Here is an 18,782-nt window from a genome sequence, read left to right as displayed (position 1 = left end):
ACCGTTTTTAGTTAAATAGGTGTAAACCATTTCTGTATTAAGTCATATTCATTAATCCTGAACAAAACAATGACTTATATAGAACAAATAAATCAATAGTCTTAGTACGAATGCCCTCCGTCCTTCATCTCTTTCTCATCGATCTTATGTATATCAATGCTCCTCCAAGCATAGAAGATATACGCAAGCACAAACGGAACCAAGAAAGAAACATAGAACATCACCCTCAATGTAAACTCACTGGAACAACTGTTTGCCAGCGTCAGTGAACTTTGCAAATCACTTGTAGAAGGATAATAAGCCGTATTATTGTAGCCCGCAACAAGCAGTAATGCCAACACTGCAAGCACCGTACCGATACCTGTAAACCAAATACCCTTATCAAATTTAGGCTTCAACAAACTCTTCCCAATACCAAAAAGCACCAGTACCACCCCAATAAGGAAAAGCACCAACACCACCGGCATTTCAATAAAGTTCGTCAGATACTTATAAGGCTCCATGAAGATTTCTCCCGTTTCCGGTTTCACAGCATATCCATCCGCCAACAGTGTACGGATAACGAATGACAAAAAGAATACCAGGAACAACACCGAATTTCCTATCAGGGAACGACGGCTACGTGCCACCAAATCTTTATCATCAATATTATTAATAAAATACAGAGCACCCAGAATGCGTGAAAGGAAAAACACAGCCAATCCCAGCACTACATTCCACGGATTAGTCAATGCATCCAGTCCGTGCCAGCCATTTGCCCACTGACTGATAACGGGCATCACCGTATTCGTAATGTTGGCTTTATTGACATAAAACTCCGAACCTGTAAAGAACGTAGCTACTGCACCTCCCAGCAGCACCGGCCCTACTACACCGTTAATCACCAGAAAAATGCGATATGTATTCTTTCCTAACAAATTCCCCGCCTTGCTCTGAAATTCGTAACTGACAGCCTGCAACACAAAGCTGAACAGGATAATCATCCACAACCAGTATGCACCACCGAAACTCGTACTGTAAAACAACGGAAACGATGCAAAAAACGCACCACCAAACGTAACCAACGTCGTAAATGTAAACTCCCATTTTCGTCCTGTGGAGTTAATCATCATCTTCCGGTGTTCTTCCGTCTTACCCAGACAGAAGATAAGCGAATTACCTCCCTGCACAAACAGCAGGAATACAAGAAGGGCCCCCAGCAATGATACCACGAACCACCAATATTGTTGTAGAAATATGTAAGACATGAACTTTAATTTTTAATTTTTAATTTTTAATTATTAATTATTCTCCGGTCCTTTCTTTATTGCCTTCAACATAATACCGATTTCTGCTATCAGCATAATAGTAAACAGCACCAGGAAGATAAAGAATGTAGCTTGTACGGAACCGACATCCAGCTTAGAGATAGCCGCATTCACAGGCAACATATCCTGTATGGTCCACGGCTGACGCCCGCACTCTGCAACTACCCATCCGGCTTGTCCGGCCAGATAGCCCAACGGAATGGTCAGCAATGCCACCCAATGCATCCACTTCATCTTCGACAAATCACGCTTATACGCCAGGAACAGTATTACAATAAAGAATAATATAAAGTAACCGCCCAGCATTACCATCACACGGAACGCATAGAATGTCAACGGTACATTAGGTACCAGATCATTCACATCTTTAATATATCCATAACCGAAATAAGCTACATTTTCTTTCAACGTTTTGGCTGCTACTTTCGCATCTTCCTCGTTACCTGCCGACTTGGCATCACGATAAGCCTCAAATGCACCAATCGCTATCTTTCCACGCTCTATCTTCTCTTCTGCAGAAAGTGCTTTGGTACCATCTTTCAATTCGTATCCGCCCTCCAGCAGATCTGCAATACCGGGTACAAACGCATCCATCTTTCTTTCAGCAAGCAAAGAGAGCATCTTTGGTATCTCCATCCTGAACAGGAAAGGATCCTGTCCGTCATTGTATGTCTTCTTTTCAGGGTTCAGCATACCAATTGCTACCAATCCGGCCCCTTGCTGTCCCTTGTAATAACCTTCCATTGCTGCCAATTTCATCGGCTGCGTTTGTGCCACCTGATAGCCCGAACCATCACCGGTCCACGCAGAAAGCACGGCCGAAGCCAAACCTACCCAGGCAGCTATCTTTATGCTTGACAATGCAAATTTCTTATCCCGCTTCTTTAGCAGGAACCAGCAGGCAACACCCACCACAAATACAGCACCCAGTACCCAACCGGACAACACGGTATGGAAGAACTTATTTACCGCTGTAGGTGATAATGCTACTGCCCAGAAATCCACCATTTCATTTCTTCCCGTATCAGGATTGAACTCCATCCCTACCGGATTCTGCATCCATGCATTTGCCACAAGTATCCACCAGGCAGAGATTGTCGCACCCAGTCCTGTCAGCCAGGTAGATGCCAGATGGAACTTTTTACTCACTTTATCCCAGCCGAAAAACATGACCGCAATAAAGGTAGCCTCCATAAAGAAAGCCAGGATTCCCTCGATGGCAAGCGGTGCTCCGAAGATGTCGCCCACAAACCAACTGTAGTTACTCCAGTTGGTTCCGAACTCAAATTCGAGAATCAGACCCGTGGCTACTCCTATGGCAAAGTTGATGCCGAATAGTTTCATCCAAAACTTGGCGGTGCGTTTCCAAAACTCATCCCCCGTACGATAATACATGGTCTCCATGATACCCATGATGACTGCCAGCCCCAATGTGAGCGGCACAAAAATCCAGTGATAGATGGCTGTCAGTGCGAATTGCGCCCTCGACCAGTCAATCAGAGAAGTGTCGATGTGTTCAAGCATAAGAAATCAAGTTATTAATTATGAAGTTATAAGTGATTTACAATATTAAGCGCACGGTCAATAAGCTCCCTACTCACATACTCCTCCTTATCTTCGCCTACCGCAGACGAGTTCAGATAATTGGGGAAGAAGAATATACGCAATATGAAAAACATGATGAACAGTTTCACCAGAATAATGAGCCACAGAGTTTTCCCGAACGTCATACCTCGGAATCCATCGACGTAAAACCGCCAGATTTTCTGGATTGTATTCTTCATAATAGAGAAATTATAATCATTACAAATATAAAACTTTTATATTTTAAATAACAAATAAAAGGGCAAAAAGTTAGTTATCGACACAAAAAAGCATTCCGGCGTCGAAAAATTCCGAACCGTCTATCTATTTTGCAGGGCATTTTACGACACCGTATCTTCGCAATCGTAAAACAATATAGTATAACGAAGATATGAGAAACGTAAGAAGATTGACAGTGATAACACTCAGTGTGGCAAGCGCCTGTGTCGGCAGCACGACACTGCAGGCACAGGATGTGACTCCCACTGCAGCGCAGGAAATCACAGTACAAAGTACTTCATCGCAAGACGATGCGGCACTCCCCTCTCAGTGGGACTTGCAAACCTGCATTGACTATGCCCTGCAACACAACATCACCCTGAAGCGTAACCGTATCAGTGCGGAAAGCGCCGAAGTGGATGTGAAAACTGCGAAAGCAGCCCTGTTTCCCAGTTTGTCAGCAAGTGTCAGCCAACGTATCGTAAACCGCCCCAACAGCGAGACGAATACGATTATCGATGGTGACAACATCACCAGTAGCACCAGTAAGACGTCGTACAACGGTAGCTATGGTATTGATGCCAGTTGGACCCTCTACAATGGCAGCAAGCGCCTGAACACCATCAAGCAGCAGAAACTGAACAACCGCATTGCCGAACTCAATGTAGCCGAAAGTGAAAATTCTATCGAAGAGAGCATTGCACAAATATATGTGCAGATACTCTATGCTGCCGAAGCTGTTAAAGTGAATGAGAACACTCTTGCCGTCAGCCAGGCCGAACGTGATCGCGGACAGCAGTTGCTGGAGGCCGGAAGTATCGCCAAGAGCGACCTCGCACAGTTAGAATCACAGGTCAGCACTGATAAATATCAGTTAGTGACGGCACAAGCCACCTTGCAAGATTACAAATTACAACTGAAACAACTTCTGGAATTGGATGGTGAAAGTGAAATGAATCTCTATCTGCCTGCCTTAGGTGATGAAAATGTGCTGACACCCCTGCCCACCAAAACAGATGTGTATCGAGCTGCTCTCACTTTCCGTCCTGAGATAGAATCGGGCAAGCTGAATGTACAGGCTTCCGATTTGGATATCAGTATTGCCAAAGCAGGATATATCCCTACACTGAGCCTCAGTGCCGGTATCGGTACAACGAACGCCAACGGCAATGATTTCTCCTTCTCCGAACAGGTGAAGAATAACTGGAACAACTCATTAGGTCTGACCGTGAGCATTCCTATCTTCAACAACCGTCAAACCAAAAGTGCGGTACAGAAAGCCCGCCTGCAAAAACAGACCAGCGAACTGGACTTACAGGATCAGCAGAAGACATTGTACAAGACTATTGAAAGTTTATGGTTAGATGCCAATAGTGCACAACAACAATATGTCGCAGCTGCCGAGAAACTACGTAGTACACAGACAAGTTACGATCTCATTCAAGAGCAGTTCAACCTGGGCATGAAGAATACAGTAGAACTGCTGACAGAGAAGAATAACCTGCTCAATGCGCAACAGGAAACATTGCAAGCCAAATATATGGCTATATTGAATGCACAGTTATTGCGATTCTACCAGGGAGAAGGAATACAATTATAAGTGATTAGTGATTAGCGATAGAGTGATTAGTGATAAATAAAAGAAACGATATGAGTAAGAAAAAAATTATCATCGTAGCGGTCGGCATCATCATTGTGGCCGGCATAGCTATCTGGATATTTGGCGGAGATGCCAAAAAACGGAAAGTGGTATACGAGACGGCTACCGTAAGTCGTAGCGACATTTCCAACTCTGTGACTGCCACAGGTACCATCGAACCTGTGACCGAAGTGGAAGTAGGTACACAGGTCAGTGGTATCATTGATAAACTGTATGCAGATTATAATTCGGTAGTGACCAAAGGGCAACTCATTGCCGAAATGGATAAAGTGACCCTGCAAAGCGAGCTTGCTTCACAAAAGGCAACCTATGATGGTGCCAAAGCCGAATATGAATATCAACAGAAGAATTACGAACGCAACAAAGGTCTGCACGAGAAGCAACTCATCAGCGATACGGATTACGAGCAAAGCCTCTACAACTACCAGAAAGCCAAAAGTGCCTATGACAGTAGTAAGGCATCTCTTGCCAAGGCAGAACGTAACTTGTCGTACGCCACCATCACTTCTCCTATCGACGGCGTTGTTATCAGCCGTGATGTGGAAGAAGGACAGACAGTAGCTTCCGGCTTCGAAACTCCGACCCTCTTCACCATTGCTGCAGACTTGACACAAATGCAAGTAGTGGCCGATGTAGATGAAGCCGACATAGGCGATGTGGAAGAAGGACAACGCGTGAGCTTTACAGTAGATGCTTATCCGAATGATGTATTCGAAGGTAAAGTTACACAAATCCGTCTTGGAGCAACCAGCAGTTCAAGCAGTACCACTACATCTACCACTGTGGTAACTTATGAAGTAGTGATCTCCGCCCATAACCCGGATTTGAAATTGAAACCGAGATTGACAGCAAACATTACTATCTATACACTGGATAAACAAGGAGTACTGAGTGTTCCTTCAAAGGCTTTACGCTTTACACCGGCAGTTCCATTGGTAGGCAAGGATGCCGTAATCAAGGACTGCGAAGGAGAGCATAAGGTATGGACCCGTGAAGGAGATACATTTACTGCGCATCCGGTCAGCATCGGTATCTCTAACGGAATTATGACGGAAATTACAGGTGGCATCAATGAAAATACGCAAGTCGTAGCAGATGCAGTAATCAGTACAGGCGGCGAACAGGCAGCTGTAGCCGAAGGACAGGAAAGTGGAGAAAGAAGTCCTTTCATGCCTGGCCCTCCGGGAAACAATAAGAAGAAAAATAATAAGTAATCATATTATGAGTAAAACAGTCATAGAATTGCAAAACATCCGGCGTGATTTCCAGGTGGGCGAGGAAACGGTGCATGCCCTGCGTGGCATCTCCTTTTCCATTGCCGAAGGAGAGTTCGTCACCATCATGGGCACGTCCGGTTCCGGTAAATCGACACTGTTGAATACCCTGGGTTGCCTCGATACTCCCACCAGTGGAGAATACTTGCTGGACGGTATATCCGTACGTACCATGAGCAAGCCTCAACGCGCCATATTACGAAACCGGAAAATCGGTTTCGTATTCCAAAGCTATAATTTGCTGGCAAAGACGACTGCCGTGGAAAATGTGGAATTACCTTTGATGTATAATGCTTCCGTCTCAGCAGCCGAACGCAGACGCCGGGCCATAGAAGCCCTGCAAGCCGTAGGACTGGGCGACCGTCTGGAACACAAATCGAACCAGATGTCGGGTGGACAGATGCAACGTGTAGCCATTGCCCGTGCCTTGGTAAACAACCCTGCCGTAATCCTTGCCGATGAGGCAACAGGTAATCTGGACACGCGTACTTCTTTTGAGATATTGGTTCTTTTCCAAAAACTACATGCCGAAGGACGCACCATTATATTCGTTACCCATAATCCCGAAATAGCCCAGTACAGCAGTCGGAACATTCGTCTGCGTGACGGGCACGTGACGGAAGACACGGTGAATACGAAAATTCTCTCGGCAGCAGCGGCATTGGCAGCACTGCCGAAAAATGATGAAGACTAAGAAATATAAATTATGAACGGAACAAACCTTTTCAAAATAGCCCTCCGCGCCCTTGCCAACAACAAGCTTCGCGCCTTCCTCACCATGCTGGGTATCATCATTGGTGTGGCCTCCGTCATCACCATGCTTGCCATCGGACAGGGTTCGAAGAAAAGTATCCAGGCACAGATATCGGAAATGGGCTCGAACATGATCATGATTCACCCGGGCGGTGATATGCGTGGTGGTGTCCGTCAAGATGCTTCTTCCATGCAGACTTTGAAACTGACCGATTACGAAGCACTACGGGATGAGACTAACTTCCTGGCAGCTGTCAGTCCCAACGTATCGTCCAGCGGACAGCTTATTGCCGGAAACAATAACTATCCTGCCTCCGTAAATGGCGTAGGTACCGAATACCTCGATATTCGCCAGTTAAGTGTGGAAAGCGGTGAAATGTTCACCGAAGCCGACATTCAGAATGCAGCAAAAGTCTGTATCATAGGTAAGACTATTGTAGACAACCTCTTCCCTAGCGGACAGGACCCTATCGGGCATATTATCCGCTTCAATCAGGTTCCCCTACGTGTAGTAGGTGTGCTCAAAGCGAAAGGATACAACTCCATGGGTATGGACCAGGATGAAATCGTGCTGGCCCCCTACACCACCGTAATGAAACGTATGCTGGCCGTTACCTATCTTCAAGGTATCTTTGCCTCTGCCCTCTCCGAAGACATGACAGATTATGCCACGGACGAAATTACCACCATCCTGCGCCGTAATCACAAGCTGAAAGAAAGTGATGACGATGACTTCACCATCCGTAGCCAGCAGGAACTCAGTACGATGCTAAATTCTACCACTGACTTGATGACCACACTTTTGGCATGTATTGCCGGTATTTCTCTGGTAGTAGGTGGTATCGGCATCATGAACATTATGTATGTCAGTGTAACCGAACGTACCCGTGAAATCGGTCTGCGTATGTCCGTAGGAGCACGTGGTGTGGATATTCTTTCACAATTCCTGATTGAGGCCATCCTTATTAGTATTACAGGTGGTATCATTGGAGTCGTCATCGGCTGCGGTGCCTCATTCATTGTGAAGAACGTAGCCCACTGGCCCATCTACATCCAGGCATGGAGTGTATTCCTCTCCTTTGCTGTGTGTACCGTCACCGGTGTATTCTTCGGCTGGTATCCGGCTAAGAAAGCAGCTGATCTGGATCCGATAGAGGCAATCAGATACGAGTAAGAGAATTATGAATGATAAATTATGAATTATGAATGGCTATGCAGCAGACGGTGCAGTGAAATTCATAATTCATAATTCATAATTCAAAATTAAAATACCTATTTTTGTAACATGATTATGCAAGAACCCAAAACACGCCGGATTGTAGAAGTCCTCATTCATATCATCGGATGGGGCATTGTTTTTGCTTTCCCATTTCTGCTGATGAACCGCAGTGGATTCACGGTTAGCTGGGTGGACTACCTGCGTCATGGCAGTGCAGTTCCGATATCGTTCCTTATCGTGTTTTATATAAACTACTGCTTCTTTATTCCACGCTTTCTGTTTGAGGGACGAATTAAACAGTATGTCTTACTGAACCTCCTGCTTATACTTTGCACCGCTACTGGTGTACACTTCTGGCAGGATTTCATCTTCCATACCTATGTGAAGTCTACTCCCCCCAAACGTCCCGGACCTCCCAGTTGGATATTTATCCTGCGCGACGTATTCTCAATGGTTCTCACTGTTGGTCTGGCGGCTGCAATCCGCATGAGTGGTCGCTGGGTAAAAGTGGAGGCTGCCCGTCGGGAAGCAGAGAAAAGCCGTACAGAAGCTGAATTGAAAAACTTGCGTAATCAACTGAATCCGCACTTCCTGCTCAATACCCTGAACAATATCTATGCCCTTATCGCTTTCGATAGCGATAAAGCACAAGCTGCTGTCCAGGAGTTGAGTCGTCTTTTGCGCCATGTTCTCTACGATAACCAACAAAATTTTGTTGCCTTGGGCAAAGAAATGGACTTCATCCGCAACTATATCGAGCTGATGCGTATCCGTCTTGCCTCCAACGTGACCGTAGAGACCCAAATCGATGTCCGTGCCGATAGCCGTACGGAAATAGCCCCACTCATTTTCATCTCCCTCATAGAGAATGCCTTCAAACATGGCATCTCCCCTACTGAGCCCAGCTTTATCCGCATCCATTTCAGCGAAAGTCCCGGTCAGGTGTGCTGTGAAATAACCAACAGCTACCATCCCAAAAGCCAAGCTGATAAAAGTGGAAGTGGTATAGGGCTGGAGCAGGTACGGAAACGTCTGGAACTGACCTATCCCGGTCGGTATGAATGGAAGCAGGGAGTGAGTGACGACGGGAAAGAATATAAATCAATATTGGTGATAGGGTTATAGCTCTATCACCCTAAATATTCAACATTATGAACTTGACTTGTGCCATAGTAGACGACGAACCGTTAGCTTTAGACCTATTGGAAAGCTACGTCAATAAGACCCCGTTCCTGACATTGAACGGAAAGTATTCCAGTGCCGTACAGGCTATGAAAGAGCTACCAGAGAAGCGAGTTGACTTGCTTTTCCTCGATATACAAATGCCAGAACTTAATGGCCTCGAGTTCTCTAAAATGGTAGATCCGCATACCCGCATCGTATTTAGTACCGCTTTTGAGCAATACGCTATCAATGGTTATAAAGTAAATGCCCTGGATTATCTGTTAAAACCAATCTCCTACGTAGATTTTTTGCAGGCAGCCAATAAAGCAGTGCAATGGTTTGAGCTGTTACAGCAACCTAAAGAAGAAATTGAAAGCATATTTGTAAAAAGCGACTATAAGCTAGTGCAAATAGAGCTTAAAAAGATACTTTATGTGGAGGGTTTGAAAGATTATGTTAAGATTTATACAGAGGATAGTACCCGGGCTATATTATCCCTTATGAGCATGAAATCAATGGAGGAATTATTACCAGCTTCCCGTTTCATGCGGGTTCACAGATCTTATATTGTCCAGAAAGAAAAAATAAGAGTTATTGACCGCGGACGAATTGTGTTCGATAAAACGTATATCCCCGTCAGCGATAGTTATAAACAGGTATTTCAGGCATTCCTGGATAAAAGGAGTTAGAATATAACATTCATTTGTCGATAAAATATCCGAATCCGTCGACAAAACATAATTTCCTATTGCATATTAAAAAATGTTTTTTTACCTTTGCATCGAACAGATAAAGGAAGTTGTGAAACTTCCCCCAATAGAATAGTTTAGTTAAGTCTAGTTTAGTTTTTGTGTGAAGCACTTCCTCCGTAAGCGAACGACAGGAAGTGCTTTTTGTTTTCCACAATACCCACCTCAAGCAAAGTATCAAATAGTTGATTTACATACTCCTGACACTTTTATTAATATAGATAAGGACTTTTATTAATAACAACTGAAAATTAAATGAGAATACTTTTTTATTTAATCACTTAATTTGTCTTCGTTGTTAATAGTCTAAATAGTCTGGGAAGATAAAAATTAGGCGTTTGTTTTGCGAAAATGCACCTTTAGTCAGGGGTGCATTTTCTTTTTGTTCTTTTTGAATTATTTTATCCCTAAGAACTGGAAAGGCTTGGTAGTAACAAACTCTTTAGCAGTATTTCCCGCATACGTCTTACCATCAAGGAGGTTCAACTTCTTGACAGGTGCTTTCTCTGAAAAATCCACATCTTTAAAGTCAACCCAGAATACATTGGGATATAAAGTAGACTCAAAGTAATAAACTTTATCCTTTTGATCGGAAACTGTTCTCCAACGCGTTGAAGATATGTTCGGCTGATCAGGAGTACTAATGCCAAAAGGAACAGAAGTATTACGTATCACACTGAAAACACTGGCCAGTGCTGTACGTGCATCCTCGGTCTTAGGAATTGCATTAATATAGAATGAAGCCCTCACAAAACGGTCGGCAGCCCGGTTAGTGCCGGGTAAGAAGGTCGTTCCACCAATAGTCTTCCAATAATCATCAAGTGCCAATTGCTGATCGAAAACGGGTGAATTGGTCATCACCTGATAGGACCTGCTATGATGTATATTCAGCTTTCCATCTATATATTCAAAGATAGCATTATCACCCGTAGCATCTGAAATGGAAAGATGAAGAGTAGCCATACGTGTACCGTCAGGCATCATATCCGATACCACATCGAAGGTATTCTTTTCTATTTCGGAAACCGCTTCATTCACCGTTGCAAAATTATCAAGCATATATTGTACCCAGGCAGCTATGGACAAAGCCGGTTTTTCACCATTCCATTGAGGATAAGACGATTCTGCCAACCATAATAAATTAGCAACGAGTCCTTTTTCATTCATGCCATCAGTGCTACATATATCATAAGCCGAAGTAACCACACTACCATATTTAGATTTCCAACGCATCGGGTCCTTTCCCACTTCTCCATTACGCTCCATGCCTCGCGGGAAAATCCAGATATTACTACGGGTATCTTCTTTCCAGTCCATGGTACGGCCTGTTATCACCATATCTTTGTTTCCTTGATAAACTACACGTGTACAAGCGCTTACACGTTTTTGAGGTATTACTGAGAATATAATCACAAGCGCGGTGATTAAAAACACATTTGTCTTACACATTATTATCTGATATTAAGTTGTTAGTAAGTATGAATACTAACAAAAGTACAGACTACAAAGTTCTTAAAAGAACCGGGAGACTATCTACCGGAAATAAATAAATATTAAAAATGAAAACAAACCGCAAGAAATGCTGTTGGAAGGAGAAACTTAAAAACGATAACAGTTATGAATTACGGTATTAGTATCCTTTTCAGGGCTATCCCACTGCTGATGGCCCTTTTCTGCTTCGGTTACGGAGCCTTTGTGCTCGACATGGGGACGGACGTAAACCGATTTGTTGCCGGACCCGTAGTGTTTTCATTAGGAATGATATGCATCGCACTGTTTGCTACAGCAGCTACTATCATCCGGCAGCTTATCCACACATACAGCACTGCGGCAAAATACGTATTGCCCATTCTCGGTTATCTGGCCGCAATAGTATGTTTCATCGGTGGAATGACTTATATAAATGACGGTACTACTGCCGCTCATTTCGTAGCAGGACACGTCATCTGCGGAGTAGCATTTATCACTGCCTGTGTAGCTACCACTGCCACAGCATCCACCCGTTTCACTCTCATCCCGCAAAACTCAAAACGAACGGATCATACTGTACCGGCAAAAGCTTTCTCGTCCGCACAAGGAGATGCACTGATCATTCTTGCAGTCATCTTTGCTGTGATCACATGGGTGTGGACTTTCTGGTTGTTAGGACAAAGCAGTACTCATATCGCTTATTTCGTAGCCGGACATGTTATGGCAGGATTAGCTTGCATATGCACCAGCTTAGTGGCGCTTGTAGCTACCATTTCACGACAGATACGGAATACTTATGCCGGTTCGGAACGAAAATGGTGGCCTGTCCTTGTATTGGTAATGGGTACACTTAGTATCCTCTGGGGACTTTGGATACTGACTGACATTGATCCTGATAAGTCCTCCATTGGATATATAATGATAGGTCTAGGTTTAGTTTGTTACAGCATTTCCAGTAAAGTGATCCTGTTGGCAGTTATCTGGCGGAATGTTTTCAAACTAGCGAACCGCATCCCGCTTATTCCAGTACTCACTGCACTAGCCTGTCTCTTCTTATCTGCTTTTATGTTTGAGATGGCAACACTAAATGATGTTTACTTTGTTCCTGCACGTGTATTGGCCGGATTAGGTGGCATCTGCTTCACGCTGTTCTCCATCGTCAGCATCCTTGAAAGCGGGACATCCAACTAATAAATCGCTCTCTCAATAATTGTTTTTATGGATGGGTTAAGGTTTTGCCAACTCATCCATAAATACCTCTACATTCCATGCGTGATGAGCTACATAGGCAGCCGGACCGGTATCACCCGAGTCCAAAATATCTTGCACAACATTAGCTTTATTTCTGCCTGTAACGAAGAAAATCAGTTGCTTAGCATTGAATAATAAACAGCCGGTCATAGCAATACGTTTCTGACCATTGTAAGGATTCACACTCACTTCATACGGATGAAAGGAAGAAAGTAAATGCTCCTGTCCGGGAAAAATAGACGAGGTATGTCCGTCTTCGCCAGCACCGAGCAACACGATGTCGAGAGCCGGGAATCCATGCCAAAGAGAAGCATGGCAACGCACTACACTGGAATAACGCTTCGCCTCATCGTCGGGACGATTGCTACCGTCGATAGGAAAAATGTATTCCTCCGGCATATGAACCTTATCCAACAACAAACGGCGCATAGTGCCATAATTACTTTCCGAATCTTCGGCAGGTACACAACGTTCATCCACCCAATAGATGCGCATACGCAACCAGGGAGTGGCATCCTTGAACTCATCCGCCCACAAATCGAACATGAGCGAAGGTGTACTGCCTCCGCTGAATGCTATGTGGAAAATCTTTTCCGGCTCCGCCTCCATCAGACTTATGATGTGTTTGATAAGAGCGCGTGCCGTTTCAACAGCTGTACTATAGATATAAGTTTTCATAACTCACAATATTGATCAGTGTTCGTTAGGTTTTTACACGGATTGGTCCAGTCAGCACCATGTTCGTGCATCATAGCTTCACTCTCCAGAGGTCCCCAGGTTCCGACGGGATAGCCATAGAGAGGTGCATCCGGATATTCGTTCCAATAGCGCAATACCGGATCGAAGAAACGCCAGGAAGCTTCGACAGCATCACTACGAGTGAAAAGGGTCGGATCACCCTGAATACAATCTTCTATCAGGCGGGCATAAGCATCGCCTGTAGCCTTTCCGCCCAATTGGTCGTAACTGAAATCCATCATCACCTGCTTCACATCGAATCCCGGACCGGGCACTTTCATACCAAACTTCAGCACGATGCCCTCATTGGGTTGCAAGCGGAGGATAAGTTTATTAGCCCGCGGACAGTGTCCGCCATGGCAATGAAACATCTGATGCGGTGTCTCACGGAAATGCACTACAATCTCCGTCACCTTCGTAGGCATCTGCTTTCCTGTGCGGATGTAGAAAGGTACACCACTCCAACGCCAGTTATCGATGCCGATTTTCATGGCGATGTAAGTTTCAGTGCGCGAGTCGGCAGGAACGTTCTTTTCTTCACGGTAGCCCTTTTTAGAACCGGAAGCCGTATATTGCCCGCGGACTATATGTTCATTCAAATCTTCATCCGTCAGAGGTTTCAAGGATTCATAGACTTTCACCACCTCATTACGGAAATTGTCAGCCGTAAAAACTGCAGGAGGTTCCATAGCAGTAAGAGCTACCAACTGGATAAGATGGTTCTGCACCATATCCCGCAAAGCTCCTGTTCCATCATAGAAACCGCCACGCTGTTCAATACCCAGATTCTCGACTGCCGTAACTTCCACATAATCGATATAATTACGATTCCACAGCGGTTCGAAGATGCCGTTGGCAAAACGGAAAGCAAGAATATTTTGAGCTGTTTCCTTACCGAGAAAATGATCGATACGATAAATCTGGTGCTCCTCAAAGACGGAAGCGTATATTTTGTTTAGTTCTTGTGCCGACTTCAAGTCGTAACCGAAAGGTTTCTCAACGATGATACGGGTATGTTTACGATTCAATCCGGCTTTTTTCAGATGCAGGGGAATAACTCCATAAAGCGAAGGAGGTGTAGCAAGATAGAACAGCAAATTATCCGGAGCTTTCTCACCCGTGATTTCCTGTAAACGCTTGCCCAACATTTCGTAACCTTCTTCTTTAGCAGGGTCTATGCTGAGATAATGTAAATGAGTACAAAACTCCTTCATCCCTACTTCAACGGGAGTGACAAAATGTTCCAGCTCATTCAATATATAGTCACGGTAAGTATCATCCGCGTAGTCTGTGCGCCCAATGCCTAAAATGCTAAACTCTTCCGGCAACCGATTATCCTTATATAGAGAGTAGAGTGCCGGCATAAGTTTGCGCTTCGTCAGGTCACCCGAAGCGCCAAATATGATCATTACAAATTTACTCATTTAATTTAGTGATTAGTGGTTAGTGATTAGTAGTTAGTGACTACACATTATAAGTACCCGATTTTGTATCTCCGCCATGTCCGGTCCAGTTCTCATGGAAGAATTGCCCGCGAAGTTCGTCAGTACGTTCAAAAGTATGCGCACCAAAGTAATCGCGTTGTGCCTGAATCATATTGGCAGGTAACTTCGCAGATACCAGTGAATAGAAATAATTCAGTGCAGAAGAGAAAGCAGGAACAGGCAGTTCTTCTTTCATTGCATGAGCTACAAGATGCTTCCAACCCGAAAGCAACTCTTTAATTTCTTCCCGGAAATAAGGAGCAAGCAGCAAATGCTTCGGCTTCTGCGATGCTTCAAAAGCAGCAGCTATGTCATTCAGGAATATGCTGCGGATAATACAACCACCACGCCACATACGGGCAATGGATGCCAGATCGAGATCCCAACCGAAAGTTTCGGATGCTTTTTGCAATACGGCAAAACCTTGTGCATAAGATACCAGTTTGGAAGCATACAAGGCTGAATAAATATCCTTCACCAGTTCCGGTTTATTATATACCACTTGTGAACGCTGGCAAACAAATTGCTTGGAAGCCGCTTCACGCAGATTTTTCTGTGCCGAAAGGCTACGCTCAAAAACAGCCGTAGCAATCAGTCCTAAAGGCATTCCCAGTTCCATGGCATTGATAACAGACCATTTGCCGGTACCTTTCTGTCCGGCAGTATCCAAGATTTTATCAATCAGGTACCCGCCTGCCTTATCTTTATGACGTAAAATGTTGGCAGTGATTTCTATCAGATAACTGCGCAATTTACCCTCATTCCAATGAGCAAATACAGAAGCCATTTCTTCATTGTCCAGTTGCAATAGATTCTTCATCACCCAGTAGGCTTCGGCAATGAGCTGCATATCGCCATATTCGATACCATTATGTATCATCTTGACAAAGTGTCCCGAACCGGCCGGGCCAATCCAGTCACAGCAAGGAGTACCATCAGCAGCACGTGCAGCGATACTTTGCAGAATGGGTTTCACTTCATCCCAGGCAGTAACAGAACCACCCGGCATAATAGAAGCACCATTCAGCGCTCCTTCTTCTCCGCCGGAAACACCTGCTCCGACAAAACGAAAACCTTTTTGTTCGGCCAATGCCACACGGCGATTGGTATCTTCATAATTTGAATTTCCACCATCTATTAGTATATCTCCCGGAGAAAGATACGGAAAAAGCTGTTCCATCAACTCATCTACCGCATTACCCGCACGAACCATCATCATTATTTTGCGCGGTGTAGAAATGGACTCCACAAAGTCGGGTATTTCAGTATATCCTTCAATAGTCTTTCCTTTGGCACGGCCATTGGTAAAGCGTTCTACCACGCCTTCTTCTACTCCCGGAACGGTTCGATTATACACGGATACGTGCCATCCCTTATCTGCCATGTTCAAGGCTAGATTCTCCCCCATTACGGCAAGTCCAATTAAGCCGATGTCTGTCCTTTGTTCTTTTTTGGTCATAACTTGCATTTTTTTTGTTATTGTTTCATTGAAATGGAAACAATATGCCAAGGGCATTTGTTCGTATGAATTTCGAATAAAAATCGTACTTTTGCAAACATGACTACATTTCACCTGAAAAACTTAAATACAGATTTATGAAAAAACTACATATCGGACTACTGCCACGTATCATAATAGCCATAGCATTGGGTATTCTTCTGGGTAATTTTCTTCCCGGAGGTATAGTACGCTTTTTCGTTACGTTCAACGGTATTTTCAGTGAATTCCTGAACTTCTCCATACCACTTATTATTGTAGGGTTGGTGACAGTGGCAATTGCCGATATTGGTAAAGGTGCCGGAAAACTATTATTAATTACAGCACTGATTGCTTACGGGACAACCTTGTTTTCCGGTTTCTTGTCTTACTTTACCGGTGTAACTGTATTTCCCCACCTGATAGAACCGGGAGTTCCATTAGAAAAAGTCAGTGAAGCGCAAGGTATACTACCTTTCTTTTCAGTAGCCATACCTCCGTTGATGAATGTTATGACAGCCTTGGTATTGGCTTTCACATTAGGACTTGGACTTGCTCAACTAAAAAATGATACGTTGAAAAATGCTGCCCGCGACTTCCAGGATATTATTGTCCGCATGATCAGTGCAGTCATTCTGCCGTTGCTCCCTATTTACATATTCGGTATATTCCTTAATATGACACATTCGGGTCAGGTATTCTCCGTATTAATGGTATTCATAAAGATAATCGGCGTGATCTTCCTGCTGCATATCTTCCTGTTAGTGTTCCAGTATTGCATTGCCGCACTATTCGTCCGTAAGAATCCTTTCAAATTATTGGGACGGATGCTGCCTGCCTATTTCACCGCCTTAGGCACACAGTCTTCTGCTGCCACTATTCCTGTCACATTGGAACAGACTAAGAAAAATGGAGTATCATCTGATATAGCAGGTTTTGTGATTCCACTTTGTGCTACGATACATCTATCCGGAAGTACACTCAAGATAGTTGCCTGTGCCCTTGCCTTGATGATGATGCAAAGCATACCTTTCGACTTTCCGTTATTTGCCGGTTTTATTTTCATGCTGGGAATTACCATGATAGCGGCTCCCGGAGTTCCTGGTGGTGCTATCATGGCATCTTTGGGTATATTACAGTCCATGCTTGGTTTCGATGAATCGGCACAAGCACTGATGATTGCACTCTACATTGCGATGGATAGCTTCGGTACTGCCTGTAATGTGACGGGAGACGGGGCGATTGCATTGGTAGTGGATAAGATATATAAATGAAAAAAGTTTTGTTTTCTCGTAAAAAACAACGAATTTTGTCCTCTTAAAATCAATTTATAACGAAGCCTACAATATGAAAACAGCTCTAATCTCCGGAATAACAGGTCAGGACGGTTCGTTTCTTGCCGAATTCTTATTACAAAAAGGATATGAAGTTCACGGTATTCTCCGCCGTTCATCCTCATTCAATACAGGACGTATCGAACACTTGTACTTCGACGAATGGGTGCGCGACATGAAACAGAAACGTACTATCAACCTGCATTACGGCGATATGACGGATAGCAGTTCGCTCATTCGGATCATTCAGCAGGTACAGCCGGATGAAATCTATAACCTTGCCGCACAAAGTCATGTAAAGGTATCTTTTGATGTACCGGAATACACAGCTGAAGCGGACGCCATTGGTACACTCCGTATGCTGGAAGCTGTCCGCATTCTGGGCATGGAGAAAAAAACAAAGATTTACCAGGCATCTACTTCGGAACTCTACGGAAAAGTACAGGAAGTTCCTCAAACGGAAACAACGCCTTTCTATCCCCGTAGCCCGTACGGAGTAGCCAAACAATATGGTTTCTGGATCACCAAAAACTACCGCGAAAGTTATGGAATGTTTGCCGTAAACGGCATCCTTTTCAATCATGAAAGTGAACGCAGAGGTGAGACATTTGTAACCCGCAAGATTACGCTGGCTGCTGCACGCATAGCACAAGGTTTTCAGGATAAATTGTATTTAGGTAATCTGGATGCACGCCGTGACTGGGGATATGCGAAAGATTATGTAGAGTGTATGTGGCTCATTCTTCAGCATGATACACCGGAAGATTTCGTGATTGCCACAGGAGAAATGCATACTGTTCGTGAGTTTGCCACACTCGCCTTCAAAGAAGTAGGTATTGAACTGCGTTGGGAAGGTGAAGGTGTCGAAGAAAAAGGCATTGATGTGAAGACAGGCAAAATCATTGTAGAAGTAGATTCAAAATACTTCCGTCCTGCCGAAGTTGAACAATTGCTGGGTGATCCTACCAAAGCCAAAACACTTTTGGGCTGGAACCCAAGACAAACTAGCTTTGAAAATCTCGTGAAGATTATGGCAACGCATGACATGAAGTTTGTGAGAAAGCTGTATCTGAGATCACAAGAGAATTAATACATAAAA

16 protein-coding genes are annotated in these 18,782 nt (G+C 44.2%); 9 read left to right on the top strand and 7 right to left on the bottom strand.

Annotation, left to right across the window (positions count from 1 at the left end):
* Positions 1–101: 101 nt before the first annotated feature.
* Genes DWW10_RS24235 through DWW10_RS24225 form a run of 3 tightly spaced genes read right to left on the bottom strand, consistent with a single transcriptional unit; the run spans position 102 to position 3,091 of the window.
* The gene (locus tag DWW10_RS24235) at positions 102–1,247 is read right to left on the bottom strand and encodes a cytochrome d ubiquinol oxidase subunit II (protein WP_022392165.1); all 1,146 of its coding nucleotides are present in this window, start codon (positions 1,245–1,247) and stop codon (positions 102–104) included.
* Positions 1,248–1,280: 33 nt separating this feature from the next.
* On the bottom strand, positions 1,281–2,831 hold the full coding sequence (locus DWW10_RS24230; protein ID WP_022392164.1) for a cytochrome ubiquinol oxidase subunit I: 1,551 nt from the start codon (positions 2,829–2,831) through the stop codon (positions 1,281–1,283).
* Between the two features lie 26 nt (positions 2,832–2,857).
* Positions 2,858–3,091: a DUF4492 domain-containing protein gene (locus DWW10_RS24225; RefSeq protein ID WP_022392163.1), complete on the bottom strand. Its 234-nt coding sequence runs from the start codon at positions 3,089–3,091 to the stop codon at positions 2,858–2,860.
* Between the two features lie 191 nt (positions 3,092–3,282).
* Here DWW10_RS24225 and DWW10_RS24220 point away from each other — a divergent pair, with 191 nt between their 5' ends.
* The 6 genes from DWW10_RS24220 (at position 3,283) to DWW10_RS24195 (ending at position 9,869) form a co-directional block, all read left to right on the top strand.
* Entirely contained in the window at positions 3,283–4,710 is a 1,428-nt protein-coding gene (locus tag DWW10_RS24220) for a TolC family protein (protein WP_022392162.1), read from the top strand.
* Between the two features lie 50 nt (positions 4,711–4,760).
* On the top strand, positions 4,761–5,984 hold the full coding sequence (locus DWW10_RS24215) for an efflux RND transporter periplasmic adaptor subunit (protein WP_022392161.1): 1,224 nt from the start codon (positions 4,761–4,763) through the stop codon (positions 5,982–5,984).
* Positions 5,985–5,991: 7 nt separating this feature from the next.
* Entirely contained in the window at positions 5,992–6,738 is a 747-nt protein-coding gene (locus DWW10_RS24210; RefSeq protein ID WP_007663465.1) for an ABC transporter ATP-binding protein, read from the top strand.
* 12 nt (positions 6,739–6,750) lie between these two features.
* The gene (locus tag DWW10_RS24205) at positions 6,751–7,971 is read left to right on the top strand and encodes an ABC transporter permease (protein ID WP_022392160.1); all 1,221 of its coding nucleotides are present in this window, start codon (positions 6,751–6,753) and stop codon (positions 7,969–7,971) included.
* Between the two features lie 111 nt (positions 7,972–8,082).
* Complete coding sequence (locus DWW10_RS24200; RefSeq protein WP_118422395.1) at positions 8,083–9,141, top strand: sensor histidine kinase; 1,059 nt, start codon at positions 8,083–8,085, stop codon at positions 9,139–9,141.
* Between the two features lie 26 nt (positions 9,142–9,167).
* The gene (locus tag DWW10_RS24195) at positions 9,168–9,869 is read left to right on the top strand and encodes a LytR/AlgR family response regulator transcription factor (RefSeq protein WP_022392158.1); all 702 of its coding nucleotides are present in this window, start codon (positions 9,168–9,170) and stop codon (positions 9,867–9,869) included.
* A gap of 456 nt (positions 9,870–10,325) precedes the next feature.
* Here the strand turns inward: DWW10_RS24195 and DWW10_RS24190 are convergent, their stop codons facing one another.
* On the bottom strand, positions 10,326–11,378 hold the full coding sequence (locus DWW10_RS24190; RefSeq protein ID WP_022392157.1) for a linear amide C-N hydrolase: 1,053 nt from the start codon (positions 11,376–11,378) through the stop codon (positions 10,326–10,328).
* A 168-nt stretch (positions 11,379–11,546) separates the two neighbouring features.
* Here DWW10_RS24190 and DWW10_RS24185 point away from each other — a divergent pair, with 168 nt between their 5' ends.
* Positions 11,547–12,590 (top strand): DUF2776 family protein, encoded by a 1,044-nt coding sequence (locus DWW10_RS24185; protein WP_022392156.1) that lies wholly within the window; start codon positions 11,547–11,549, stop codon positions 12,588–12,590.
* Positions 12,591–12,626: 36 nt separating this feature from the next.
* Here DWW10_RS24185 and pgl read toward each other — a convergent pair whose 3' ends face one another.
* Genes pgl through gnd form a run of 3 tightly spaced genes read right to left on the bottom strand, consistent with a single transcriptional unit; the run spans position 12,627 to position 16,340 of the window.
* Positions 12,627–13,328, bottom strand: coding sequence for a 6-phosphogluconolactonase (gene pgl, locus DWW10_RS24180; RefSeq protein WP_022392155.1), 702 nt, complete (start codon positions 13,326–13,328; stop codon positions 12,627–12,629).
* On the bottom strand, positions 13,325–14,812 hold the full coding sequence (gene zwf / locus DWW10_RS24175; RefSeq protein WP_022392154.1) for a glucose-6-phosphate dehydrogenase: 1,488 nt from the start codon (positions 14,810–14,812) through the stop codon (positions 13,325–13,327). The genes pgl and zwf overlap by 4 nt, the downstream gene beginning before the upstream one ends.
* Positions 14,813–14,852: 40 nt before the next feature.
* Positions 14,853–16,340 (bottom strand): decarboxylating NADP(+)-dependent phosphogluconate dehydrogenase, encoded by a 1,488-nt coding sequence (gnd, locus tag DWW10_RS24170; RefSeq protein WP_118422402.1) that lies wholly within the window; start codon positions 16,338–16,340, stop codon positions 14,853–14,855.
* 128 nt (positions 16,341–16,468) lie between these two features.
* Between gnd and DWW10_RS24165 the strand changes: the two genes are divergently transcribed.
* Together DWW10_RS24165 and gmd are read left to right on the top strand one after the other, a co-directional pair.
* On the top strand, positions 16,469–17,623 hold the full coding sequence (locus DWW10_RS24165) for a dicarboxylate/amino acid:cation symporter (protein WP_022392152.1): 1,155 nt from the start codon (positions 16,469–16,471) through the stop codon (positions 17,621–17,623).
* Positions 17,624–17,696: 73 nt separating this feature from the next.
* On the top strand, positions 17,697–18,773 hold the full coding sequence (gmd, locus tag DWW10_RS24160) for a GDP-mannose 4,6-dehydratase (RefSeq protein ID WP_022392151.1): 1,077 nt from the start codon (positions 17,697–17,699) through the stop codon (positions 18,771–18,773).
* The last annotated feature ends 9 nt before the right edge of the window (positions 18,774–18,782 follow it).

The sequence above is a fragment of the Bacteroides intestinalis genome (assembly GCF_003464595.1).
In the GTDB taxonomy this organism is placed as follows: Bacteria; Bacteroidota; Bacteroidia; order Bacteroidales; family Bacteroidaceae; genus Bacteroides; species Bacteroides intestinalis_A.
This window is presented reverse-complemented; position numbering and strand designations above follow the sequence as displayed.

Coding starts and splice junctions, on each gene's coding strand:
- DWW10_RS24235 (WP_022392165.1), bottom strand. CDS start 1,247: ATGTCTTACATATTTCTACAACAATATTGGTGGTTCGTGGTATCATTG.
- DWW10_RS24230 (WP_022392164.1), bottom strand. CDS start 2,831: ATGCTTGAACACATCGACACTTCTCTGATTGACTGGTCGAGGGCGCAA.
- DWW10_RS24225 (WP_022392163.1), bottom strand. CDS start 3,091: ATGAAGAATACAATCCAGAAAATCTGGCGGTTTTACGTCGATGGATTC.
- DWW10_RS24220 (WP_022392162.1), top strand. CDS start 3,283: ATGAGAAACGTAAGAAGATTGACAGTGATAACACTCAGTGTGGCAAGC.
- DWW10_RS24215 (WP_022392161.1), top strand. CDS start 4,761: ATGAGTAAGAAAAAAATTATCATCGTAGCGGTCGGCATCATCATTGTG.
- DWW10_RS24210 (WP_007663465.1), top strand. CDS start 5,992: ATGAGTAAAACAGTCATAGAATTGCAAAACATCCGGCGTGATTTCCAG.
- DWW10_RS24205 (WP_022392160.1), top strand. CDS start 6,751: ATGAACGGAACAAACCTTTTCAAAATAGCCCTCCGCGCCCTTGCCAAC.
- DWW10_RS24200 (WP_118422395.1), top strand. CDS start 8,083: ATGATTATGCAAGAACCCAAAACACGCCGGATTGTAGAAGTCCTCATT.
- DWW10_RS24195 (WP_022392158.1), top strand. CDS start 9,168: ATGAACTTGACTTGTGCCATAGTAGACGACGAACCGTTAGCTTTAGAC.
- DWW10_RS24190 (WP_022392157.1), bottom strand. CDS start 11,378: ATGTGTAAGACAAATGTGTTTTTAATCACCGCGCTTGTGATTATATTC.
- DWW10_RS24185 (WP_022392156.1), top strand. CDS start 11,547: ATGAATTACGGTATTAGTATCCTTTTCAGGGCTATCCCACTGCTGATG.
- pgl (WP_022392155.1), bottom strand. CDS start 13,328: ATGAAAACTTATATCTATAGTACAGCTGTTGAAACGGCACGCGCTCTT.
- zwf (WP_022392154.1), bottom strand. CDS start 14,812: ATGAGTAAATTTGTAATGATCATATTTGGCGCTTCGGGTGACCTGACG.
- gnd (WP_118422402.1), bottom strand. CDS start 16,340: ATGCAAGTTATGACCAAAAAAGAACAAAGGACAGACATCGGCTTAATT.
- DWW10_RS24165 (WP_022392152.1), top strand. CDS start 16,469: ATGAAAAAACTACATATCGGACTACTGCCACGTATCATAATAGCCATA.
- gmd (WP_022392151.1), top strand. CDS start 17,697: ATGAAAACAGCTCTAATCTCCGGAATAACAGGTCAGGACGGTTCGTTT.